This is a genomic window from Mycobacterium sp. THU-M104, from assembly GCF_049197365.1.
GTDB lineage: Bacteria > Actinomycetota > Actinomycetes > Mycobacteriales > Mycobacteriaceae > Mycobacterium.
Genome location: NZ_JBMIOP010000104.1, coordinates 62,334 through 82,304 on the forward strand (window position 1 = coordinate 62,334; position 19,971 = coordinate 82,304).

Sequence of the window (19,971 nt, forward strand, 5' to 3'; positions counted from 1 at the left end):
ATGACTCACGCAATCAGGCCGGTCGACTTCGAGGACCTGAAGACAATGACCTACGAGGTCACCGACCGGGTCGCGCGGATCACCTTCAACAGACCCGAAAAAGGCAACGCGATCGTCGCCGACACTCCGCTGGAGCTGTCTGCGCTTGTCGAACGGGCCGACCTCGATCCCGGCGTGCACGTGATCCTGGTGTCCGGTCGCGGGGAGGGTTTCTGCGCCGGCTTCGACCTGTCCGCCTACGCCGACCGGACCGGCTCGGCCGGCGGCACCGGCGTGTATGCGGGCACTGTGCTCGACGGCAAGGTGCAAGCCATCAACCACCTGCCGAACCAGCCGTGGGACCCGACGGTCGACTATCAGATGATGAGTCGGTTCGTGCGCGGCTTCTCGTCTTTGATGCACGCCGACAAGCCGACGGTGGTCAAGATCCACGGCTACTGCGTGGCCGGCGGCACCGACATCGCGTTGCACGCCGACCAGGTCATCGCCGCGGCCGACGCCAAGATCGGCTACCCGCCCACCCGCGTGTGGGGCATCCCCGCGGCCGGCCTGTGGGCGCACCGGCTCGGCGACCAGCGCGCCAAGCGGCTGCTGTTCACCGGTGACTGCATCACCGGCGCGCAGGCCGCCGAATGGGGCCTGGCGATCGAGGCGCCGGAACCCGCGGACCTCGACGAGCGCACCGAGCGGCTGGTGCAGAGGATCGCCGCGGTCCCGGTCAACCAGCTCATCATGGCCAAGCTCGCATTGAATTCCGCGCTGCTGCAACAGGGTGTGGCCACCAGCAGGATGGTCAGCACCGTGTTCGACGGCGTCGCCCGGCACACCCCCGAAGGGCATGGCTTCGTTGCCGACGCCGTCGAGCACGGCTTCCGCGACGCGGTCCGGCATCGTGACGAGCCTTTCGGCGACCACGGCCGCAGAGCCTCCGGGGTGTAGCCCATGGCGAACCTGACGGCCCGTTCGGTGGTGCTGTCCGTGCTGCTGGGCGCCCATCCCGCCTGCGCCACCGCCGGCGAGCTGATCGGGCTGACGGCTGATTTCGGCATCAAGGAGACCACATTGCGGGTGGCACTGACCCGCATGGTCGGTAACGGTGACCTGATCCGCTCGGCCGATGGCTACCGGCTCTCGAAACGATTGCTGGCCCGCCAGCGCCGCCAGGACGACGCCATGCGCCCCCAAACCCGGGCCTGGCGCGGGGACTGGCTGACGCTGATCGTCACCACCGTGGGCACCGATGCCCGCACTCGGGCCGCGCTGCGAACGACCATGCACCACAAGCGCTTCGGCGAGCTTCGCGAAGGGGTGTGGATGCGGCCGGACAATCTCGATCCGGATCTCGGCCCGGAGACGCTGCGTCGAGGCCGGGTGCTCACGGCTCGCGACCCGGCGCCGGCCGAGCTGGCCCGCAAGCTGTGGGACCTCCCCGCCTGGTCGGACAGCGGCCACCGGCTGCTCGGCGAGATGGCTGCTGCCACCGGCGTTCCCGGCCGTTTCATGGTGGCCGCGGCGATGGTGCGCCATCTGCTGGCCGACCCGGTGCTGCCCGAGGAACTGCTGCCGGCCGACTGGCCGGGCGCGCGGCTGCGCGCCGCCTACCTCAACTTCGCCACCGAACTGGCGCAACGGCGCGAGGCGACCCGACTCATGGAGGTGACATGAACGATCCGGTGCGGGTGGAGCGCAACGGCGCGGTGACCACGGTGATCATCGACCGCCCGGCGGCGCGCAACGCGGTCAACGGCCCGACGGCCGCAGCGCTCTACGCGGCGTTCGACGCATTCGACCGCGACGACACTGCGTCGGTGGCAGTGCTGTGGGGTGATGGTGGAACCTTTTGCGCCGGAGCCGATTTGAAAGCCTTCGGAACTCCCGAGGCGAATGCCGTGCACCGCAGTGGTCCCGGCCCGATGGGTCCGACGCGGATGGTGCTCTCCAAGCCGGTGATCGCGGCGGTCAGTGGCTACGCCGTCGCGGGGGGCCTCGAGCTGGCGATCTGGTGCGATCTGCGAGTGGCCGAGGAGGACGCCGTGTTCGGGGTGTTCTGCCGGCGCTGGGGCGTCCCGCTCATCGACGGGGGCACCGTGCGACTACCACGGCTGATCGGGCACAGCCGTGCGATGGACATGATCCTCACCGGGCGGGCCGTGCCCGCCGACGAGGCGCTGAAAATCGGGCTGGCCAACCGGGTCGTGCCCAAAGGTCAGGGCAGACAGGCCGCCGAGGAGTTGGCGGCCCAGCTCGCTGCGCTGCCGCAGCAGTGCCTGCGCTCGGACCGGCTCTCGGCGCTGCACCAGTGGGGGACAACGGAATCCGAGGCGATCGACTTCGAATTCGCCAGCATCTCCCGGGTCGCGGCGGAGGCCGACGAAGGGGCCGGACGGTTCGCCGCGGGCGCCGGACGCCACGGCGCCCCGGCGAGCTGAATGGCTCAGCCGCTTGTGTTGATGGTGTTGCCCGTGCCGAAGTTGTCGACCTTGGGGCTGCCGTCTTTGTAGGTGACGGTGTTGTTCAGGCCGATCACGCTGATGCGGGTGTTGACCTTATCGAAGGTGATCGTGTTGCCCGCGCCGCCGATGGTCACGGTCTCGCAGGTGCCGGTGACGGTGAGGGTGTTGTTGGAACCGCCCACATTGAGCGACCTGCCGTCACCGCAGTCCAGCGTGGCCGTCGTCCCCATGGACCCGTAGTTCAGCGTGTTGCCGATCTCCACGGAGGCGGTGCTGCCGCTGGACGTGCTCGTCGGCGCGGCCCCGCCGCCCGTCGTCGAGGCCGGACTGCTCGACGTCGTCGCCGAGGTGGAGGTTCCGGGTGGATTGGCCGTCGCACTGCAGCCCGCCAGCACGGCGGCGGCGACGGCCGGGGCCAGGGCGAGCGCGCCCAGCCGGAGGGGGTGGTCGGTGACGTGGGCGCGCATCGCTGCTGGGTTCTCCTCGCTCGTTGACGACAATCCGGGTGGCAGTCGCTATGTCTTCAGGCGGGCACCTGCTGGAGACGGTTTACCATGCCCAGTTCACGGCCGCGGTCCCAGAGGAACGGCGAGCCGTGGTGGAAGAACACCGTCTCGTCTGATCCGTAGACCGTGATGTCGTGGGTGACGGTGTCGGCAACGACGGTGTTGCCCGAGCCCATGACCGTCACGGCGTAGCAGCTTCCCAGTGCGTTGACGACGTTGCGGTTGCCGTTGACCACCAGCGTCGCGTCGTTGCAGTCGACCGTCTGCTCGACGCCTTCCCCGATGACATGGGTGTCGCCGTTCTTGGCCTGCGCGGCCGGGGGCGGCGCGGCTGGGACGGCGGCGAGGGTGACCACGCACGTTGCCAATGCCGCGGTGACGGCTGTCCGGTGCACTGCTGGCCCCCTTGTTCACGGGCGAATCTGCACGATCGAGACTACGTGCAGTCTGCTGACCGATGACAGGACTCTTCGCATTCACCGACTCGCCACTACAGTCACGAACCCCACTAGAGTCATTAGTCGACCGCAGCAACCGAGATCGAAGGGCATCCGCATGGCAGCTCAGCCGGAACCGCCGGCGGCCGGGCGCCCTAGGGGCGGTAGGCCCCTCTCGCGGCCGGCGAAGCTGAGCCGGGAGGGCATCGTCGACGGCGCCCTGGCTTTCCTGGACCGGGAGGGTTGGGACTCGCTGACCATCAACGCGCTCGCGACGCAGCTGGGGACCAAAGGTCCCTCGCTGTACAACCACGTGCACAGCCTCGAAGACCTGCGGCGCGCGGTGCGGATCCGGGTCATCGACGACATCATCGTCATGCTGAACCGGGTCGGCGAGGGGCGTTGCCGCGACGACGCGGTACTGGTCATGGCGGGCGCCTACCGCAGCTACGCGCACCACCACCCCGGCCGATACTCGGCGTTCACCCGGATGCCGCTGGGCGGTGACGACCCCGAGTACACCTCGGCGACCAGGAGCGCGTCCGCACCGGTGATCGCCGTGCTGACCTCCTACGGCCTCGACGGTGACGAGGCCTTCCACGCGGCGCTGGAGTTCTGGTCCGCTCTGCACGGGTTCGTGCTGCTGGAGATGACCGGCGTGATGGACGAGATCGACACCGATGCGCTGTTCTCCGACATGGTGCTGCGCCTGGCGGCGAGCCTGGAAAAGCGCACCGAGGGGCACGTCGCGGCGGGCGATGCCTGAGATGACGGTCGCCGCTTTGACCCGCCAGACCGGCGACGGGTATCGTGGGAGCTCGTGCCTGGCGGCTTACGGCGCCTGACGTAAGTAAAGGGATGCCGGGCAAATTCGCATGTCCACGGCGCATCGAAGAAAGCCGCTGCCGGGCGCATGCGACACACGCGGCCGCGGGGTAGTGCGGCCGGGTACAACCGCACTACGAAGACGTCGTACTACGAAGACGTGACGTCGCCCGCAGCACCCCGAACACCCGAACGTTCAACACAGAAAGCCTCCTAGATGCCAACCATTCAGCAGCTGGTCCGCAAGGGCCGCCGGGACAAGATCGCCAAGGTCAAGACCGCGGCTCTGAAGGGGAGCCCGCAGCGTCGTGGCGTGTGCACCCGCGTCTACACCACGACCCCGAAGAAGCCGAACTCGGCGCTTCGCAAGGTCGCGCGCGTGAAGCTGACGAGCCAGGTGGAGGTCACGGCCTACATCCCCGGCGAGGGCCACAACCTGCAGGAACACTCGATGGTGCTGGTGCGCGGCGGCCGGGTGAAGGACCTGCCGGGTGTGCGATACAAGATCATCCGCGGATCGCTGGACACCCAGGGTGTCAAGAACCGCAAGCAGGCTCGCAGTCGCTACGGCGCCAAGAAGGAGAAGAGCTGATGCCGCGCAAGGGTCCGGCGCCCAAGCGTCCGTTGGTCAACGACCCGGTCTATGGGTCGCAGCTGGTCACTCAGCTGGTGAACAAAGTTCTGCTCCAGGGCAAGAAATCGCTGGCGGAGCGCATCGTCTACGGCGCGCTCGAGCAGGCCCGCGACAAGACGGGAACCGACCCCGTCATCACGCTCAAGCGCGCGCTCGACAACGTCAAGCCCGCCCTGGAGGTCCGCAGCCGCCGCGTGGGTGGTGCGACCTACCAGGTGCCCGTCGAGGTCCGTCCCGACCGGTCCACCACGCTGGCGCTGCGCTGGCTTGTGAGCTTCTCGCGGCAACGCCGGGAGAAGACCATGGTCGAGCGACTCGCCAATGAGATTCTCGACGCCAGCAACGGCCTGGGGGCCTCCGTCAAACGACGCGAGGACACCCACAAGATGGCCGAGGCCAACCGAGCCTTCGCGCATTACCGTTGGTAGGAGCAGAAAAAAGCGTCGGCTGGCAACGTGGCCGGGCGCAACCAAGACAGCGAACTGAGTAATCGAAAGTGGGAAGACTTCTGTGGCACAGAAGGACGTGCTGACCGACCTGACCAAGGTCCGCAACATCGGCATCATGGCGCACATCGACGCCGGCAAGACGACGACGACCGAGCGGATTCTCTACTACACCGGCATCAGCTACAAGATCGGTGAGGTCCACGACGGTGCAGCCACGATGGACTGGATGGAGCAGGAGCAGGAGCGTGGGATCACCATCACCTCCGCCGCCACCACCTGCTTCTGGAACGACAACCAGATCAATATCATCGACACCCCCGGGCACGTCGACTTCACCGTGGAGGTGGAACGTAGCCTGCGCGTGCTCGACGGTGCCGTTGCGGTCTTCGACGGCAAGGAAGGTGTCGAGCCGCAGTCCGAGCAGGTCTGGCGCCAAGCCGACAAGTACGACGTGCCGCGGATCTGCTTCGTCAACAAGATGGACAAGATCGGCGCCGACTTCTACTTCTCGGTGCGCACCATGGAGGAGCGCCTGGGCGCCAACGCCATCCCGATCCAGCTGCCGATCGGCTCGGAGGGGGACTTCTCCGGTGTCGTCGACCTCGTGGAGATGAAGGCCAAGGTGTGGAGCGCCGAGGCCAAGCTCGGTGAGAAGTACGACGTCGTCGAGATTCCCGCGGACATGGCCGACAGGGCTGACGAGTACCGCACCAAACTGATCGAGGCGGTCGCCGAGACCGACGAGGCGCTGCTGGAGAAGTACCTCGCCGGCGAGGAACTGACGGTCGAGGAGATCAAGGGCGCCATTCGCAAGCTGACCATCAACTCGGAGGCCTACCCGGTACTGTGCGGCAGCGCCTTCAAGAACAAGGGTGTGCAGCCGATGCTGGATGCGGTCATCGACTACCTGCCCTCGCCGCTGGACGTGCCGCCGGCCGTCGGGCACGCGCCGGGCAAGGAAGGCGAGGAGATCACCCGCCGGCCGTCGACCGACGAGCCGTTCTCCGCGCTGGCGTTCAAGGTCGCCAGCCACCCGTTCTTCGGCAAATTGACCTACGTCCGTGTCTACTCGGGCACCGTCGAGTCCGGCAGCCAGGTCATCAACGCCACCAAGGGCAAGAAGGAGCGGCTGGGCAAGCTGTTCCAGATGCACTCCAACAAGGAGAACCCGGTCGAGCGGGCCAGTGCGGGGCACATCTACGCGGTGATCGGGCTCAAGGACACCACCACCGGTGACACGCTCTGCGACCCCAACGACCAGATCGTGCTGGAGTCGATGAGCTTCCCCGACCCGGTGATCGAGGTGGCCATCGAGCCCAAGACCAAGAGCGACCAGGAGAAGCTGAGCCTGTCGATCCAGAAGCTCGCCGAGGAGGACCCCACCTTCAAGGTGCACCAGGATGCGGAGACCGGCCAGACCGTGATCGGCGGCATGGGCGAGCTGCACCTGGACATCCTGGTGGACCGGATGAAGCGCGAATTCAAGGTCGAGGCCAACGTGGGCAAGCCGCAGGTCGCCTATAAGGAGACCATCAAGCGGACGGTCGACAAGGTCGAGTTCACCCACAAGAAGCAGACCGGCGGGTCGGGCCAGTTCGCGAAGGTGTTGATCAGCCTCGAGCCGTTCCACGGCGAAGACGGTGCGACCTACGAATTCGAGAACAAGGTCACCGGTGGGCGCATCCCGCGTGAGTACATCCCGTCGGTGGACGCCGGAGCCCAGGACGCCATGCAGTACGGCGTGCTTGCGGGCTACCCGCTGGTCAACGTCAAGGTCACCCTGCTCGACGGCGCCTTCCACGAGGTCGACTCGTCGGAGATGGCGTTCAAGATCGCCGGTTCGCAGGCGCTGAAAAAGGCCGCCGCGCAAGCGCAGCCGGTGATCCTGGAGCCGATCATGGCCGTCGAGGTCACCACCCCGGAGGACTACATGGGTGACGTGATCGGCGACCTGAACTCTCGCCGTGGCCAGATCCAGGCCATGGAGGAGCGGAGCGGTTCGCGTGTCGTCAAGGCGCACGTGCCGCTGTCGGAGATGTTCGGCTATGTCGGCGACCTGCGGTCCAAGACGCAAGGCCGGGCGAACTACTCCATGGTGTTCGACTCGTACGCCGAAGTGCCGGCGAACGTGTCGAAGGAGATCATCGCGAAGGCGACCGGTCAGTAAGGCTCCACGGGGAGTACCCTTGCCGGGTCACAGCAATGCCTTGGGCGCGGCACAACTGAAAACATCAACACTGCTTTAACGAGCACCAACAAGTCCAGGAGGACACAGAAGTGGCGAAGGCGAAGTTCGAGCGGACGAAGCCGCACGTCAACATCGGGACCATTGGTCACGTTGACCACGGCAAGACCACGCTGACCGCGGCGATCACCAAGGTGTTGCACGACAAATACCCCAATTTGAACGAGTCGCGCGCATTCGACCAGATCGACAACGCGCCCGAGGAGCGTCAGCGCGGTATCACGATCAACATCTCCCACGTGGAGTACCAGACCGAGAAGCGCCACTACGCGCACGTCGACGCTCCCGGCCACGCCGACTACATCAAGAACATGATCACCGGCGCGGCGCAGATGGACGGCGCCATCCTGGTGGTCGCCGCGACGGACGGCCCGATGCCGCAGACCCGCGAGCACGTGCTGCTGGCCCGCCAGGTCGGTGTGCCCTACATCCTGGTCGCGCTGAACAAGGCCGACGCCGTGGATGACGAGGAGTTGCTCGAGCTCGTCGAGATGGAGGTCCGCGAACTGCTGGCCGCCCAGGACTTCGACGAGGAGGCCCCGGTTGTGCGTGTGTCGGCGCTCAAGGCGCTGGAGGGCGACGCCAAGTGGGTCGAGTCCGTCGAGCAGCTCATGGACGCCGTCGACGAGTCCATCCCGGACCCGGTCCGCGAGACCGACAAGCCGTTCCTGATGCCGGTCGAGGACGTCTTCACCATCACCGGCCGCGGCACCGTGGTGACCGGTCGCGTGGAGCGCGGCGTGATCAACGTCAACGAGGAGGTCGAGATCGTCGGCATCCGCCCGTCGACGACCAAGACGACCGTCACCGGTGTGGAGATGTTCCGCAAGCTGCTCGACCAGGGCCAGGCCGGCGACAACGTCGGGCTGCTGCTGCGGGGTATCAAGCGCGAGGACGTCGAGCGCGGCCAAGTCGTGACCAAGCCCGGCACCACCACGCCGCACACCGAGTTTGAAGGCCAGGTCTACATCCTGTCCAAGGACGAGGGCGGCCGGCACACGCCGTTCTTCAACAACTACCGTCCGCAGTTCTACTTCCGCACCACCGACGTGACCGGTGTGGTGACGCTACCGGAGGGCACCGAGATGGTGATGCCCGGTGACAACACCAACATCTCGGTGAAGCTGATCCAGCCCGTCGCCATGGACGAGGGTCTGCGGTTCGCGATCCGCGAGGGCGGTCGCACCGTCGGCGCCGGCCGGGTCGTCACGATCAACAAGTAGTTCGGCAGCGTAGCGGCGCTCATCCGAAAGGGTGGGCGCCGCCGCGCGTTGCCCCGAACCCACATCACGTGATCGATCGCCCGGGCCCGGCTGCAGGCCGCGATCCGCGGGTCAACGAGAACACGTTTCAGTTTCGCTGCTAGCCTGGCTGCTGCGACAGGGCGGCGAAAGGGACGGGCGTGGGTGGATCACTGCAGGGCCGGGTGGCGTTCGTCACCGGCGCGGCGCGCGGCCAGGGCCGGTCGCACGCGGTGCGACTGGCCGCCCAGGGCGCCGACATCATCGCGCTCGACATCTGCGCGCCGGCGTCGCCCGGACTGACGTACCCGGCGGCCACGCGCGAAGACCTCGCCGAAACCGTCCGCCTGGTGGAGGCCGAGGGCCGCAAGGTGCTCGCCTGCGAGGCCGACATCCGCGACGATGCCGCGCTGCGACAGCTGGTCGCCGACGGTGTCGAACAGTTCGGCCGGCTCGACGTCCTGGTCGCCAACGCCGGAGTGCTGGGCTGGGGCCGGGTCTGGGAACTCACCGACGAGGAGTGGGACACGGTCATCGGCGTCAACCTGACCGGTACCTGGCGCACCCTGCGCGCCGCGATCCCCGCGATGATCGAGGCTGGCAACGGTGGCTCGATCGTGGTCGTAAGCTCGGCGGCCGGCGTGAAGGCCACTCCGGGCAACGGGCACTATTCGGCGAGCAAGTTCGGGCTGACCGCACTGACCAACACGCTGGCGATCGAGCTGGGGGAGTACGGCATCCGCGTCAACTCCATCCACCCGTACTCGGTCGACACCCTGATGGTCGAGCCGGAAGCGATGATGCAGCTGTTCGCCAAGCACCCGGCCTTCCTGCCCAGCTATCCGCCAATGCCGCTGCAGCCCAAGGGCTTCATGGCACCCGAAGAGGTGTCTGATGTGGTGGTCTGGCTGGCCGGCGACGGCTCGGCCACGCTGTCGGGAACGCAGATCAACGTCGACAAGGGTGCATTGAAGCACTGATCGGCGATCGTGTATGAACTGCATGTGACCAGCGAGGGTTCTGAATCAGGCATCCTGATCGTCGGAGGGGGACTCGCCGCGGCCCGTACGGCCGAGCAACTGCGCCGCTCGTCATACGCCGGGCCCATCACGATCGTCGGCGAGGAGGTTCATCTGCCGTACGACCGGCCTCCGCTGTCCAAGGAGGTGCTGCGCAAAGAGACCGACGACGTCGCTCTCAAGCCGCGTGAGTGGTACGACGAGAAGGACGTCACGCTGCGGCTGGGTTCGGTCGTCACCGGGTTGGACACCACCGCACAGACGGTGACGCTGGCCGACGGGAACACGCTGGGCTACGACGAACTCGTCATCGCCACCGGTCTGGTGCCGCGGCGGATCCCGGCGTTCGGAGACCTCGAAGGCATCCACGTGCTGCGCTCGTTCGACCAGAGTCTGGCGCTGAGCGAGCATGCGTCGGCCGCGCGGCATGCGGTGGTCGTCGGGGCCGGCTTCATCGGGTGCGAGGTCGCGGCCAGCCTGCGCAGCCTCGGGGTGGACGTGGTGCTGGTCGAGCCGCAGCCCACGCCACTGGCCGCGGTGCTCGGGGAGCGGATCGGCGAACTTATCGCCCGGTTGCACCGGGATGAAGGAGTCGATGTGCGCGTCGGCGTGGGCGTTTCACAGCTGCGCGGGCAGGCGCACGTCGAGGCCGTGGTGCTCACCGACGGCGCCGAGCTGCCGGCCGACCTCGTCGTGGTCGGCGTCGGGTCGCATCCGGCGACGGACTGGCTGGCCGGCAGCGGCGTCGAGGTCGACGGTGTCGACGGTGGCGTGCTCTGCGACCGGGCCGGCCGCGCCGGCGTGCCCCACGTGTGGGCTCTCGGCGACGTGGCGTCGTGGCGCGATGCGGTGGGAAACCAAACGCGCGTGGAACATTGGAGCAATGTCGCCGAACAGACCCGGGTCGTGGTGCCGGCGATGCTCGGTCAGGAGGTGCCTGCGGCGGTGGTCGTCCCGTACTTCTGGAGCGACCAGTACGACGTCAAGATCCAATGCCTGGGAGCGCCGGAGGCCACCGACACCGTCCACCTCGTCGAGGACGACGGCCGTAAGTTCCTCGCCTACTACGAACGCGACGGGGTTCTCGTCGGGGTGGTCAGCGGTGGCATGCCCGGCAAGGCGATGAAGGTCCGTGCCAAGATCGCCGCCGGTGCCCCCATCTCCGAAGTGCTCTGTTAGCGAATGGTTTTCGCGCGCGCTGGCGGCCTCGGTGCCGGGGGTGCGGGGAGGCCGGCTCGGCGCAGAAGCGCACCTAGGAGGGCAACGATGCGTGGCAGGCGCCCGGAGTCACGTGCCCAGCCTTGCCAGCCCGGCGCCGACGGCGTCGAAGGCATTGCCGAGCGCCACGGGCAGTGGCACCGACTCGTCGGCCAGCCAGTGCTCGTAGGCGGCCAGCGCCACCCCGAGCAGCGTCCAGGCCACGGTCTGGGGCAGCAGGTCGGTCGCCTTGGTGCCCAGCCGGCGGGCCACGAACCCGGCGATCACCTCCCGCCAGCCGGCGTACATCGTCATCGAATAGGCTTGCAACTCAGCTGTTTCCAGGATCACCCGCATGCGCTGGCGGTGCCGCGCGGTCTCCGAGGCGTCGAAGGTGTTGAACGCCAGCAGCGCGGCCCGCAGCGTCTCGCCCAGCGGCGCCGACCGGTCGGCGTTGTCGAGCAGGTCGCGCAGCTGCGCGAGGTGGGTGTCGAAATCGCCCCAGGGGATCGCGTTCTTGGAGGTGTAGTAGCGGAACACCGTGCGGCGCGCGATGCCGGCGGCCCGAGCGACGTCGTCGACGCTGACCTCGGCGAAACCGCGCGCGGTGAACAGCTCGATGGCGACGCCGGTGATGTGGTGCGGTGTCGTCGCGCGGCGCCGGCCGACGCGGGACTGCGACATCGTCGGACCCGCCCTTCCTTTTCGGCACCCGATGCCATATTCTGGCGTCGAGTGTGACTCAACTCATCGTTGTCTAGAACCGGCGAAAGGCAACCCCCATGGACCACGACACCCACACCGACACCGAACTCGTCACCGAGACGCTGGTCGAAGAGGTGTCCATCGACGGGATGTGTGGGGTCTACTGACCCCGATCCGACCCGTGTTCGACCCCGATCGCGGCTGGCGGCTCCACCCGCAGGTGGCGGTTCGACCGGAGCCGTTCGGCGCGCTGCTCTATCACTTCGGCACCCGCAAGCTGTCCTTCTTGAAGAACCGCGTCGTCCTCGCGGTGGTGCGGTCGCTGGCCGACCATCCCGATGCGCGGTCCGCCTGCCGTGCCGCGGGCGTGGACGACGGCGAGCAGGAACCCTATCTGCACGCGCTGGGCGTGTTGGTCGATTCGGCGATGTTGGTACCTCAGGAGGCCCGATGACAGCTCAGACAGCCGGCGCGCCCCGGCTCATCGAGCAGTTCGAACGGGGCTTGGACGCGCCCATCTGCCTGACCTGGGAATTGACGTACGCGTGCAATCTGGCCTGCGTGCACTGCCTTTCGTCGTCGGGCAAACGCGATCCGCGCGAGCTGTCCACGCGCCAGTGCATGGACATCATCGACGAGCTGGAACGCATGCAGGTGTTCTATGTCAACATCGGCGGCGGGGAGCCCACGGTGCGCCCAGACTTCTGGGAGTTGGTCGACTACGCCACCGCGCATCGCGTCGGGGTGAAGTTCTCCACCAACGGGGTCCGGATCACCCCGGGGGTCGCCGCCCGGTTGGCGGCCAGCGACTACGTCGACGTCCAGATCTCGCTGGACGGCGCCACGGCCGAGGTCAACGACGCCGTCCGTGGCCCCGGATCGTTCGCGATGGCGGTGCGGGCGCTTCAAAACCTTGCGGAGGCGGGATTCACCCAGAACGGGGGCGCCAAGATCTCCGTCGTCGTCACCCGGCACAACGTCGGCCAGCTCGACGAGTTCGCCGCGCTGGCAAGCCGTTACGGCGCCACGCTGCGGATCACCCGGTTGCGCCCCTCGGGGCGTGGCGCCGACGTCTGGGATGAGCTGCGCCCCACCGCCGCCCAGCAGGTCGCGCTCTACGACTGGCTGGTCGCCAAGGGGGAGCGGGTGCTCACCGGTGACTCGTTCTTCCATCTGTCACCGCTGGGTTCCTCCGGCGCGCTGGCGGGCCTGAACATGTGCGGGGCCGGGCGGGTGGTGTGTCTGATCGACCCGGTGGGCGACGTGTACGCCTGCCCGTTCGCCATCCACGACCGCTTCCTGGCCGGCAACGTGGCATCCGGCGGGGGATTCGACAACGTCTGGAAGAATGCCCCGCTGTTTCGCGAGCTGCGCGAGCCGCAGTCGCCGGGGGCCTGTGGCAGCTGTGGGCACTACGACAGCTGCCGGGGAGGATGCATGGCGGCCAAGTTCTTCACCGGCCTGCCGATGGACGGCCCCGACCCGGAATGCGTTCAGGGCCACGGCGAGCCGGCGCTGGCGCGCGAGCGCGACACGCCGCGGTCACGGGCCGACCACTCCCGGGGCGCCCCGGTGCCGCTCACGCTGACGGTCAGGCCGCCGGTGGCCGCGCCCCCCGCGCGCCTGTGCAGCGAAAGCCCGCTGTAGTCATGGCCGAGTGGTTCGAGACGGTTGCGATCGCCCAGGAACGCGCCAAGCGCCGGCTACCGAAATCCGTTTATTCGTCGCTGATCTCGGCCAGCGAAAAGGGCATCACTGTCGCCGACAACGTCGCAGCGTTCAGCGAACTCGGTTTCGCGCCGCACGTCGTGGGCGCGCAGGAAAAACGTGATTTGTCGACGACCGTTATGGGGCAGGATATTTCGCTGCCAGTGATCATTTCGCCGACCGGCGTGCAAGCCGTCCACCCCGACGGCGAGGTCGCCGTGGCGCGGGCCGCGGCGGCGCGCGGCACCGCGATGGGGCTGTCCTCGTTCGCCAGCAAGCCGGTCGAGGAGGTCCTGGCCGCTAACCCCAAGGTGTTCTTTCAGGTGTACTGGCTCGGTGGGCGCGACGCGATCGCCGAACGGGTGGAACGGGCGCGTGCGGCCGGCGCAGCCGGCCTGATCGCCACCACGGACTGGTCGTTCTCGCACGGCCGCGACTGGGGCAGTCCCACGATCCCCGAGAAGATGAACCTGCGAACGATCCTGCGATTGTCCCCGGAGGCGATCGTCCGGCCCAAGTGGCTCTACATGTTCGGTAAGACGCTGCGGCCGCCGGAGTTGCGGGTGCCCAACCAGGGTCGCCGTGGCGAGCCCGGGCCCCCCTTCTTCGCCGCCTACGGGGAGTGGATGGGCACGCCACCGCCGACCTGGGAAGACATCGCCTGGCTGCGCGAACTGTGGGGCGGACCGTTCATGCTCAAGGGCGTGATGCGTGTCGACGATGCCAAAAAGGCTGTGGACGCGGGTGTTTCGGCGATCTCGGTGTCCAACCACGGCGGCAACAACCTGGACGGCACACCGGCGTCGATCCGCGCACTGCCCGCGGTGGCGGCAGCGGTCGGCGACCAGGTCGAGGTGCTGCTCGACGGCGGCATCCGGCGCGGCAGCGACGTCGTCAAGGCTGTGGCGCTGGGTGCGCGGGCGGTGATGATCGGTCGAGCCTATCTGTGGGGTTTGGCCGCGGCCGGCCAGCCGGGCGTGGAAAACGTCCTCGACATCCTGCGTGGGGGGATCGACTCCGCGCTGATGGGGCTGGGGCACGCCTCGGTGCACGACCTGAGCGCCGACGACATCCTGGTGCCGGCCGGGTTCGGTCGGGCGCTGGGCGTGCCGGTCGCGGCCCGGGACCGGGCCCCCACCGGTTGAAGGTCCGTGGTGCCTGCGAGGCAACCGTGACGCACGTGTCCTGAGAATCGGGTGCTCGACGAATTCCCCGGAAAAAAAATTGGACTTCACGGGAAAACGATTGGTGCACGCCAGGTGAATTGGCTTTACCATCGGCGAGTGCCCGTATTCGGCGAATTAGGAAGTGCGACCTCGATCCAGCTCTTCGCGCCGTCGCTGCTGATCCCGCTGGGGTCTACCGAACAGCACGGCCCGCATCTGCCCCTGGACACCGACACGCGCATCGCGACCGCCGTGTCGGCGAGGACCGGGGCGCTTCTCGGGGGGGAGTGGCTGGTCGCCCCCGCCATCGCCTATGGTGCCAGCGGCGAGCACCAGAGCTTCGCCGGAACGGTCTCGATCGGCACCGAGGCGCTGACCATGCTGCTGGTGGAGTACGGCAGGTCGGCCGCCTGCTGGGCCCGACGCCTGGCCTTCGTCAACGGTCACGGTGGCAATAGCGCCGCCCTGGACGCCGCGGTGGGCCGATTGCGTGCCGAGGGCCGCGACGCCGGTTGGGCCCCGTGCGCGGCCGCGGGTGCCGACGCCCACGCCGGCCACACCGAGACCTCGGTGTTGCTTCATCTCTCGCCCGCCGTGGTGCGGACCGACCGGTGGCTGCGCGGCAACGACGCGCCGTTGGCGACGCTGCTGCCCTCGATGCGCCGAGCCGGAGTGGCGGCTGTCAGCCCGGTGGGCGTGCTGGGCGACCCCACGACCGCGACCGCGGACGAGGGCGAGCGCCTCTTCGCGGAGATGGTCGACGGGTGTGTGCGACGCATCGCCCGGTGGCTGCCCGGGCCCGACGGGATGCTGACATGAGCCAGCCACGGCTGCCGGACGGGTTCGCCGTTCAGGTCGATCGCCGCGTGCGGGTGCTCGGCGACGGTGCGGCGCTGCTCGGTGGTTCGCCGACGCGCCTGCTGAAGCTGGCTCCGGCCGCACAGCACCTGCTCTCCGATGGCCGCCTGAAGGTCCGCGACGACGTCAGCGCCCAGCTGGCCCGCACGCTGCTGGACGCCACGGTGGCCCACCCCCGGCCTGCCGGTGGCCCGTCGCACCGCGATGTGACCGTGGTGATTCCGGTGCGCGACGACGTCTTCGGGGTCCGACGGCTGGTCAGCTGTCTTCGCGGGCTGCGTGTCGTCGTCGTCGACGACGGTTCGGTCCCGCCGCTCGAGCCGAACGACTTCGCCGGCGCGCACTGCGACGTCGAGGTGCTGCGCCACTCCCGCGCCAAGGGTCCGGCGGCGGCACGTAACACGGGGTTGGCGGCGTGCAAGACCGAGTTCGTCGCGTTCCTGGATTCCGACGTCGCGCCGCGCCGTGGCTGGCTGGAGGCTCTGCTCGGTCACTTCTGCGATCCCACCGTCGCACTCGTCGCCCCGCGCATTGTCGGTCTGGCGCACAGTGAGAACGTGGTGGCGCGTTACGAGGCGGTGCACTCCTCGCTGGACCTCGGCGAGCGGGAGGCGCCGGTGCTGCCGCACAGCACGGTTTCCTATGTCCCCAGCGCCGCGATCATCTGCCGCTGTTCGGCCATCCGCGGGGTCGGCGGGTTCGACGAGACCATGCAGTCCGGTGAGGACGTCGACCTGTGCTGGCGCCTCATCGAGGCGGGTGCCCGGCTGCGCTACGAGCCGATCGCGCTGGTCGCCCATGACCACCGCACGCAACTTCGGGATTGGCTGGCACGCAAGGCATTCTACGGCGGATCGGCCGCCCCGCTGTCGGTGCGCCACCCGGACAAGGCGGCACCGGTGGTCATCTCGGGCTGGGCACTGACCGCCTGGATCCTGATGGCGCTCGGGACCAGCCTCGGCCGGCTGGCCGCGGTCGCGATCGCGCTGTTGACCGGCCGGCGGGTCGCGATGGCGATGCGCAGCGTCGAGACCTCGACCGGCGACGTGCTGGTGATCGCGGCCCGCGGCCTGTGGTCGGCGGCGCTGCAGTTGGCATCGGCCGTGTGCCGGCACTATTGGCCCCTGGCGCTGCTCGCGGCGCTGACGTCCCGCCACTGCAGACGCGTCGTGGTGGTTGCGGCGGTCTTGGACGGGGTGGTGGACTGGCTGCGTCGCCGAGACGCCACTGGCGACGACGCCGAACCGATCGGGCTGCTGACGTACGTGCTGCTCAAACGCGTCGACGACTTGGCCTACGGCTTGGGCCTGTGGGGGGGCGTGCTGCGCGAACGCAACCTGCGGGCGCTCAAGCCGCAGATACGCAGCTAGTGGCGCGGGTCGTCGGTCCGCCGACCAGCGGGACCGCAGACGCGGTACCGCGTGCGCGCCGAATCGGTTGCTCGGGAATGGATTCCAATCGAACATGGCGCATCTCACCTACGCTCGATGGATGGATTCACGGCAAGCGAACCGATGACTGGCCACGCCACTAGCCGCCGTGCGCCCCAGTCAACGTGCGTCTTGACCGCACCCGTCCCGCACAGCGACGTGCTGATCATCGGCGCGGGGAGCGCCGGATCGGTGGTGGCCGAGCGCCTGTCCGCCGACTCGGGCTGCGCGGTCACCGTCCTCGAGGCGGGACCGGGCCTCGGCGATGCGGAGTTGCTGGCGCTGACCACCAACGGGTTGCAGCTGCCGATCGGCCCGGACAGTCCGCTGGTGCAGCGTTACCAGACCTGCCTCACCGATCGGCCCGAGCGCCGGCTGCCGATTGTGCGCGGTGCCACAGTCGGCGGTTCGGGCGCGGTCAACGGGGGTTACTTCTGCCGTGGGCTACCGCGGGATTTCGACCGGGTGGCCATACCCGGCTGGGCGTGGTCGGACGTTCTCGGCCATTTCCGAGCAGTCGAAACGGACCTGGATTTCGACGGTCCGGCACACGGCGACAGCGGACCTGTTCCTGTCCGCCGCACCCGGGAGATGAGCGGCGCCTCGGAACGCTTCATCGGCGCCGCCCAAAGATCCGGGTTCGCGTGGATTTCCGACCTCAACAACGTCGGGAGGGAGGTGGTTTCGGGAGTGGGAGCAGTTCCGCTCAACATCGTGGACGGCATACGCACAGGCCCCGGCGCGGGATTTCTGCTTCCGGCCCTGGGCCGGCCGAACCTCACTGTGCTGGAGCGGACGCGCGCGGTGCGATTGCGGTTCGCAGGCGCCAGCGTGGCCGGCGTCGACGCGATCTGTCCGCGCGGTCCGCTGACGCTGACAGCGAGCCGAATCGTGTTGTGTGCCGGTGCGATTCAGTCGGCACACCTGTTGATGCTCTCCGGCGTCGGGGACGAGGCGGCGTTGCGGGCGGCCGGAGTGCCGTTGGTGCTGCCCCTACCGGTTGGCCGGTCCTGCAGTGATCACCCGGAATGGCTACTGCCGACCGACTGGTCGGCCCCGACCAGCAGTCCCGTGCTGGAGGCCGTGCTGAGCACGGAAGACGACATCGAAATCCGTCCCTACACAAGAGGATTCATAGCCATGACCAGTAACGGGGCCCCGGGCCGCCCGGACTGGCCACACATCGGTGTGGCGTTGATGCGGCCGCGGGCACGCGGGACCGTCACCCTGGTGTCTCCGGATCCCGCCGTACCGCCGCTGATCGAGCACCACTACGACAGCGAGCCCGACGACATCGCGGCGCTGCGCCGGGGCAGCGAATTGGCCCGCGAATTAGTTGGCGCGCCAGCCTCTGTGGGTGAGCCGCTCTGGTCGACGTCGCAGCACCTGTGCGGAAGTGCGCCGATGGGCAACGATGACGACTCAGGCGCCGTCGTCGATCCCCGCTGCCGGGTGCGGGGAATCGATAACCTGTGGGTGATCGACGGTTCCGTTCTGCCGACGATCACCGGGCGTGGCCCCCACGCGACGATCGTGATGCTGGGCCACCGCGCGGCCGAATTCGTCGAGTGAACCGCACCCGCGGCGCGCCGCGCGGGCGCGCCGGTCACTGCGCTGCGGCGTTCCACTGCGTCGCCGGCACGGGCGCCACCGCCGTTTCCTCGCGAGCGACAGCCGCGGGGGCCGCCGCGGGAGAATACGGCGGCGTCGCCGGGGAATAGGCCGCCGAGGCCGCCGCGGCCACCGGGGTCCCGGTGCCGACCGGCATCGGCGACATCGTCCCCGGAGCGACGGCGGCCGCTTCTGCCTGCACCGCCGCCGGGGCGCTCTGGACCAGCGGCACGGAGGCCGGCTCCGCGGCAACCGTCGCCGAGCCATAAGCCGGCGTCGGCGCCTGCATCGGAGCCGCGAGCGCACCCGTCGGCACCGCGGAGGCCGCCGGCACGGCTGGGATCGGGGCGCTGGCCGCCACCGCTGCCGGGGGCGGCGCAACCGCGGCCGCCAGGGGCGCCGCCGGGGCGGCCGGGGCCGTGGCGCCGGCCAGGCCTGCCGTTGCCGAGGGAACCGCGGCGGCGGCCGAACTCGCCGGCGCCGCGGCGGCGGCGGCCGAACTCGCCGGCGCCGCGGTGCTCAGCACACCCTCATGCTCCGCCTGCAGCGGCGAGACGTTGGCCGCCTCGGCGAGCGCATAGTGCGCCGCGCCGCCGTTCATCAATTGCACGAACTGGTCGTGAAAAGCGGCGGCCTGTGCGCTGAGGAGTTGGTAGGCCTGGGCGTGTGCATCGAAGAGCGCAGCGACGCTGGCCGAGACCTCGTCGGCGCCGGGAGGGGTCACGCTCGACGTCAAGCCCACCGCCGCCGAGTTCGCCGAGTTGATGCTCGAACCGAGATTCGCCAACTCTGCTGCCGCCGAGGACACCTGCTCCGGAACCGCAATCAGGTATGACAATCCACTTCCCCTGTGTGTCGAATCGCGCCAAACCGGATGATATCCCGCCCCCCGGTTTCCCCGAGGACTTTCGGGACAAGATCAAGATACCGCCCGGTCCCGGCGCGGTCGACCTATTCGTGCTATTCGTGCTATTCGTGGGGCAACCGGGTGCCGCGCATCCGGCCAACGATAAGGACGGGGCCACAGGGGAAGGACGGGGTCAAAGATCAGGGCGGGCCGCGCCTCCGGACCGTTGCCGGAGCGAGCGCGACCCGCCGGTGAAGGTGGCGACGTTCATGCGTTCCACGTAGATGGCCACGACAGGTGGCGATGCGCGCGCTCGAATGCGTCAGGCGCGGACATTTCGTCGCAAAAGGCGTGGACTGCACGACGCAGTGCCATGGACATGGTTGTCATTGATGGGTCTTTGCCGGTCACCTCCCTTCGCTCGCTGATGCCACTACGCCGAACCGGTGACGCGCGGTGCCGGCCCGGCCCCGTCCCGGTTGACGCCGGGCAGGTCTACAGGTGAATCCATTTCCGGCAGAAGCGAATCCCGGATCGAATGGCACGTCATCGACATCACACCCATCCCAAGAACGTCGAGATGATCTGTACTTTCGTGAATAGATTTTTGATACCAGAAGAGAAAGATGTTCGCAAGGGGG

General features: G+C 68.4%; 22 protein-coding genes. 17 read left to right on the plus strand and 5 right to left on the minus strand.

The genetic code is table 11. The features are described 5' to 3' along the window. From ACOJVU_RS09705 to ACOJVU_RS09715, 3 genes are read left to right on the plus strand one after another with little or no spacing between them, the layout of a single operon-like run. The gene (locus ACOJVU_RS09705) at window positions 1-939 is read left to right on the plus strand and encodes a crotonase/enoyl-CoA hydratase family protein (RefSeq protein ID WP_421529575.1); all 939 of its coding nucleotides are present in this window, start codon (window positions 1-3) and stop codon (window positions 937-939) included. A gap of 3 nt (window positions 940-942) precedes the next feature. Continuing rightward, window positions 943-1,665 (plus strand): PaaX family transcriptional regulator C-terminal domain-containing protein, encoded by a 723-nt coding sequence (locus ACOJVU_RS09710; protein ID WP_421529576.1) that lies wholly within the window; start codon window positions 943-945, stop codon window positions 1,663-1,665. Beyond that, window positions 1,662-2,429, plus strand: coding sequence for a crotonase/enoyl-CoA hydratase family protein (locus ACOJVU_RS09715; RefSeq protein ID WP_421529577.1), 768 nt, complete (start codon window positions 1,662-1,664; stop codon window positions 2,427-2,429). Before ACOJVU_RS09710 ends, ACOJVU_RS09715 begins: the two co-directional genes overlap by 4 nt. 5 nt (window positions 2,430-2,434) lie before the next feature. On the opposite strand, the gene ACOJVU_RS09720 is transcribed toward ACOJVU_RS09715, so the two are convergent. Both ACOJVU_RS09720 and ACOJVU_RS09725 read right to left on the minus strand, forming a co-directional pair. Beyond that, window positions 2,435-2,920, minus strand: a complete 486-nt coding sequence (locus ACOJVU_RS09720; RefSeq protein ID WP_421529578.1) for a DUF3060 domain-containing protein — start codon at window positions 2,918-2,920, stop codon at window positions 2,435-2,437. A 56-nt stretch (window positions 2,921-2,976) separates the two neighbouring features. Then, window positions 2,977-3,354 carry a DUF3060 domain-containing protein gene (locus tag ACOJVU_RS09725; RefSeq protein ID WP_421529579.1) on the minus strand — a complete coding sequence of 126 codons (378 nt, stop codon included), beginning with the start codon at window positions 3,352-3,354 and terminating at the stop codon, window positions 2,977-2,979. Window positions 3,355-3,514: 160 nt separating this feature from the next. Here ACOJVU_RS09725 and ACOJVU_RS09730 point away from each other — a divergent pair, with 160 nt between their 5' ends. The 7 genes from ACOJVU_RS09730 to ACOJVU_RS09760 all read left to right on the plus strand — a co-directional run bounded on the left by ACOJVU_RS09730 (window position 3,515) and on the right by ACOJVU_RS09760 (window position 10,988). After that, window positions 3,515-4,162: a TetR/AcrR family transcriptional regulator gene (locus ACOJVU_RS09730; RefSeq protein WP_421529580.1), complete on the plus strand. Its 648-nt coding sequence runs from the start codon at window positions 3,515-3,517 to the stop codon at window positions 4,160-4,162. A 276-nt stretch (window positions 4,163-4,438) separates the two neighbouring features. Further along, the gene (gene rpsL / locus ACOJVU_RS09735) at window positions 4,439-4,813 is read left to right on the plus strand and encodes a 30S ribosomal protein S12 (RefSeq protein ID WP_007167812.1); all 375 of its coding nucleotides are present in this window, start codon (window positions 4,439-4,441) and stop codon (window positions 4,811-4,813) included. Next, the gene (rpsG, locus tag ACOJVU_RS09740) at window positions 4,813-5,283 is read left to right on the plus strand and encodes a 30S ribosomal protein S7 (RefSeq protein WP_068033913.1); all 471 of its coding nucleotides are present in this window, start codon (window positions 4,813-4,815) and stop codon (window positions 5,281-5,283) included. Before rpsL ends, rpsG begins: the two co-directional genes overlap by 1 nt. A gap of 82 nt (window positions 5,284-5,365) precedes the next feature. Next, entirely contained in the window at window positions 5,366-7,471 is a 2,106-nt protein-coding gene (fusA, locus tag ACOJVU_RS09745) for an elongation factor G (protein WP_421529581.1), read from the plus strand. A 110-nt stretch (window positions 7,472-7,581) separates the two neighbouring features. Beyond that, window positions 7,582-8,772 (plus strand): elongation factor Tu, encoded by a 1,191-nt coding sequence (gene tuf, locus ACOJVU_RS09750; RefSeq protein ID WP_421529582.1) that lies wholly within the window; start codon window positions 7,582-7,584, stop codon window positions 8,770-8,772. A 179-nt stretch (window positions 8,773-8,951) separates the two neighbouring features. After that, a complete protein-coding gene (locus ACOJVU_RS09755; protein ID WP_421529583.1) occupies window positions 8,952-9,770 on the plus strand; it encodes a mycofactocin-coupled SDR family oxidoreductase in 819 nt (272 codons plus the stop codon). An 18-nt stretch (window positions 9,771-9,788) separates the two neighbouring features. Beyond that, a complete protein-coding gene (locus tag ACOJVU_RS09760; protein WP_421529598.1) occupies window positions 9,789-10,988 on the plus strand; it encodes an NAD(P)/FAD-dependent oxidoreductase in 1,200 nt (399 codons plus the stop codon). A 108-nt stretch (window positions 10,989-11,096) separates the two neighbouring features. Here the strand turns inward: ACOJVU_RS09760 and mftR are convergent, their stop codons facing one another. Then, window positions 11,097-11,690 carry a mycofactocin system transcriptional regulator gene (gene mftR / locus ACOJVU_RS09765; protein ID WP_421529584.1) on the minus strand — a complete coding sequence of 198 codons (594 nt, stop codon included), beginning with the start codon at window positions 11,688-11,690 and terminating at the stop codon, window positions 11,097-11,099. A gap of 98 nt (window positions 11,691-11,788) precedes the next feature. Here mftR and mftA point away from each other — a divergent pair, with 98 nt between their 5' ends. The 7 genes from mftA to mftG all read left to right on the plus strand — a co-directional run bounded on the left by mftA (window position 11,789) and on the right by mftG (window position 18,444). Further along, complete coding sequence (gene mftA / locus ACOJVU_RS09770) at window positions 11,789-11,878, plus strand: mycofactocin precursor MftA (RefSeq protein ID WP_421529585.1); 90 nt, start codon at window positions 11,789-11,791, stop codon at window positions 11,876-11,878. Further along, the gene (gene mftB / locus ACOJVU_RS09775; protein ID WP_421529586.1) at window positions 11,863-12,165 is read left to right on the plus strand and encodes a mycofactocin biosynthesis chaperone MftB; all 303 of its coding nucleotides are present in this window, start codon (window positions 11,863-11,865) and stop codon (window positions 12,163-12,165) included. The genes mftA and mftB overlap by 16 nt, the downstream gene beginning before the upstream one ends. Continuing rightward, a complete protein-coding gene (gene mftC / locus ACOJVU_RS09780) occupies window positions 12,162-13,358 on the plus strand; it encodes a mycofactocin radical SAM maturase (RefSeq protein ID WP_421529587.1) in 1,197 nt (398 codons plus the stop codon). The genes mftB and mftC overlap by 4 nt, the downstream gene beginning before the upstream one ends. 2 nt (window positions 13,359-13,360) lie before the next feature. After that, on the plus strand, window positions 13,361-14,563 hold the full coding sequence (gene mftD, locus ACOJVU_RS09785; protein WP_421529588.1) for a pre-mycofactocin synthase MftD: 1,203 nt from the start codon (window positions 13,361-13,363) through the stop codon (window positions 14,561-14,563). A gap of 114 nt (window positions 14,564-14,677) precedes the next feature. Beyond that, window positions 14,678-15,403, plus strand: coding sequence for a mycofactocin biosynthesis peptidyl-dipeptidase MftE (gene mftE / locus ACOJVU_RS09790; protein ID WP_421529589.1), 726 nt, complete (start codon window positions 14,678-14,680; stop codon window positions 15,401-15,403). Then, a complete protein-coding gene (mftF, locus tag ACOJVU_RS09795; protein WP_421529590.1) occupies window positions 15,400-16,812 on the plus strand; it encodes a mycofactocin biosynthesis glycosyltransferase MftF in 1,413 nt (470 codons plus the stop codon). Before mftE ends, mftF begins: the two co-directional genes overlap by 4 nt. A 192-nt stretch (window positions 16,813-17,004) precedes the next feature. After that, window positions 17,005-18,444, plus strand: coding sequence for a mycofactocin system GMC family oxidoreductase MftG (mftG, locus tag ACOJVU_RS09800; RefSeq protein WP_421529591.1), 1,440 nt, complete (start codon window positions 17,005-17,007; stop codon window positions 18,442-18,444). Between the two features lie 34 nt (window positions 18,445-18,478). On the opposite strand, the gene ACOJVU_RS09805 is transcribed toward mftG, so the two are convergent. After that, a complete protein-coding gene (locus ACOJVU_RS09805) occupies window positions 18,479-19,321 on the minus strand; it encodes a PE family protein (RefSeq protein WP_421529592.1) in 843 nt (280 codons plus the stop codon). A 442-nt stretch (window positions 19,322-19,763) separates the two neighbouring features. Beyond that, window positions 19,764-19,971, minus strand: a 208-nt coding sequence (locus ACOJVU_RS09810) for a hypothetical protein (protein ID WP_421529593.1), incomplete at its 5' end; no start/stop codon positions are given.

Coding starts and splice junctions, on each gene's coding strand:
- ACOJVU_RS09705 (WP_421529575.1), top strand. CDS start 1: ATGACTCACGCAATCAGGCCGGTCGACTTCGAGGACCTGAAGACAATG.
- ACOJVU_RS09710 (WP_421529576.1), top strand. CDS start 943: ATGGCGAACCTGACGGCCCGTTCGGTGGTGCTGTCCGTGCTGCTGGGC.
- ACOJVU_RS09715 (WP_421529577.1), top strand. CDS start 1,662: ATGAACGATCCGGTGCGGGTGGAGCGCAACGGCGCGGTGACCACGGTG.
- ACOJVU_RS09720 (WP_421529578.1), bottom strand. CDS start 2,920: ATGCGCGCCCACGTCACCGACCACCCCCTCCGGCTGGGCGCGCTCGCC.
- ACOJVU_RS09730 (WP_421529580.1), top strand. CDS start 3,515: ATGGCAGCTCAGCCGGAACCGCCGGCGGCCGGGCGCCCTAGGGGCGGT.
- rpsL (WP_007167812.1), top strand. CDS start 4,439: ATGCCAACCATTCAGCAGCTGGTCCGCAAGGGCCGCCGGGACAAGATC.
- rpsG (WP_068033913.1), top strand. CDS start 4,813: ATGCCGCGCAAGGGTCCGGCGCCCAAGCGTCCGTTGGTCAACGACCCG.
- mftR (WP_421529584.1), bottom strand. CDS start 11,690: ATGTCGCAGTCCCGCGTCGGCCGGCGCCGCGCGACGACACCGCACCAC.
- mftA (WP_421529585.1), top strand. CDS start 11,789: ATGGACCACGACACCCACACCGACACCGAACTCGTCACCGAGACGCTG.
- mftC (WP_421529587.1), top strand. CDS start 12,162: ATGACAGCTCAGACAGCCGGCGCGCCCCGGCTCATCGAGCAGTTCGAA.
- mftD (WP_421529588.1), top strand. CDS start 13,361: ATGGCCGAGTGGTTCGAGACGGTTGCGATCGCCCAGGAACGCGCCAAG.
- mftF (WP_421529590.1), top strand. CDS start 15,400: ATGAGCCAGCCACGGCTGCCGGACGGGTTCGCCGTTCAGGTCGATCGC.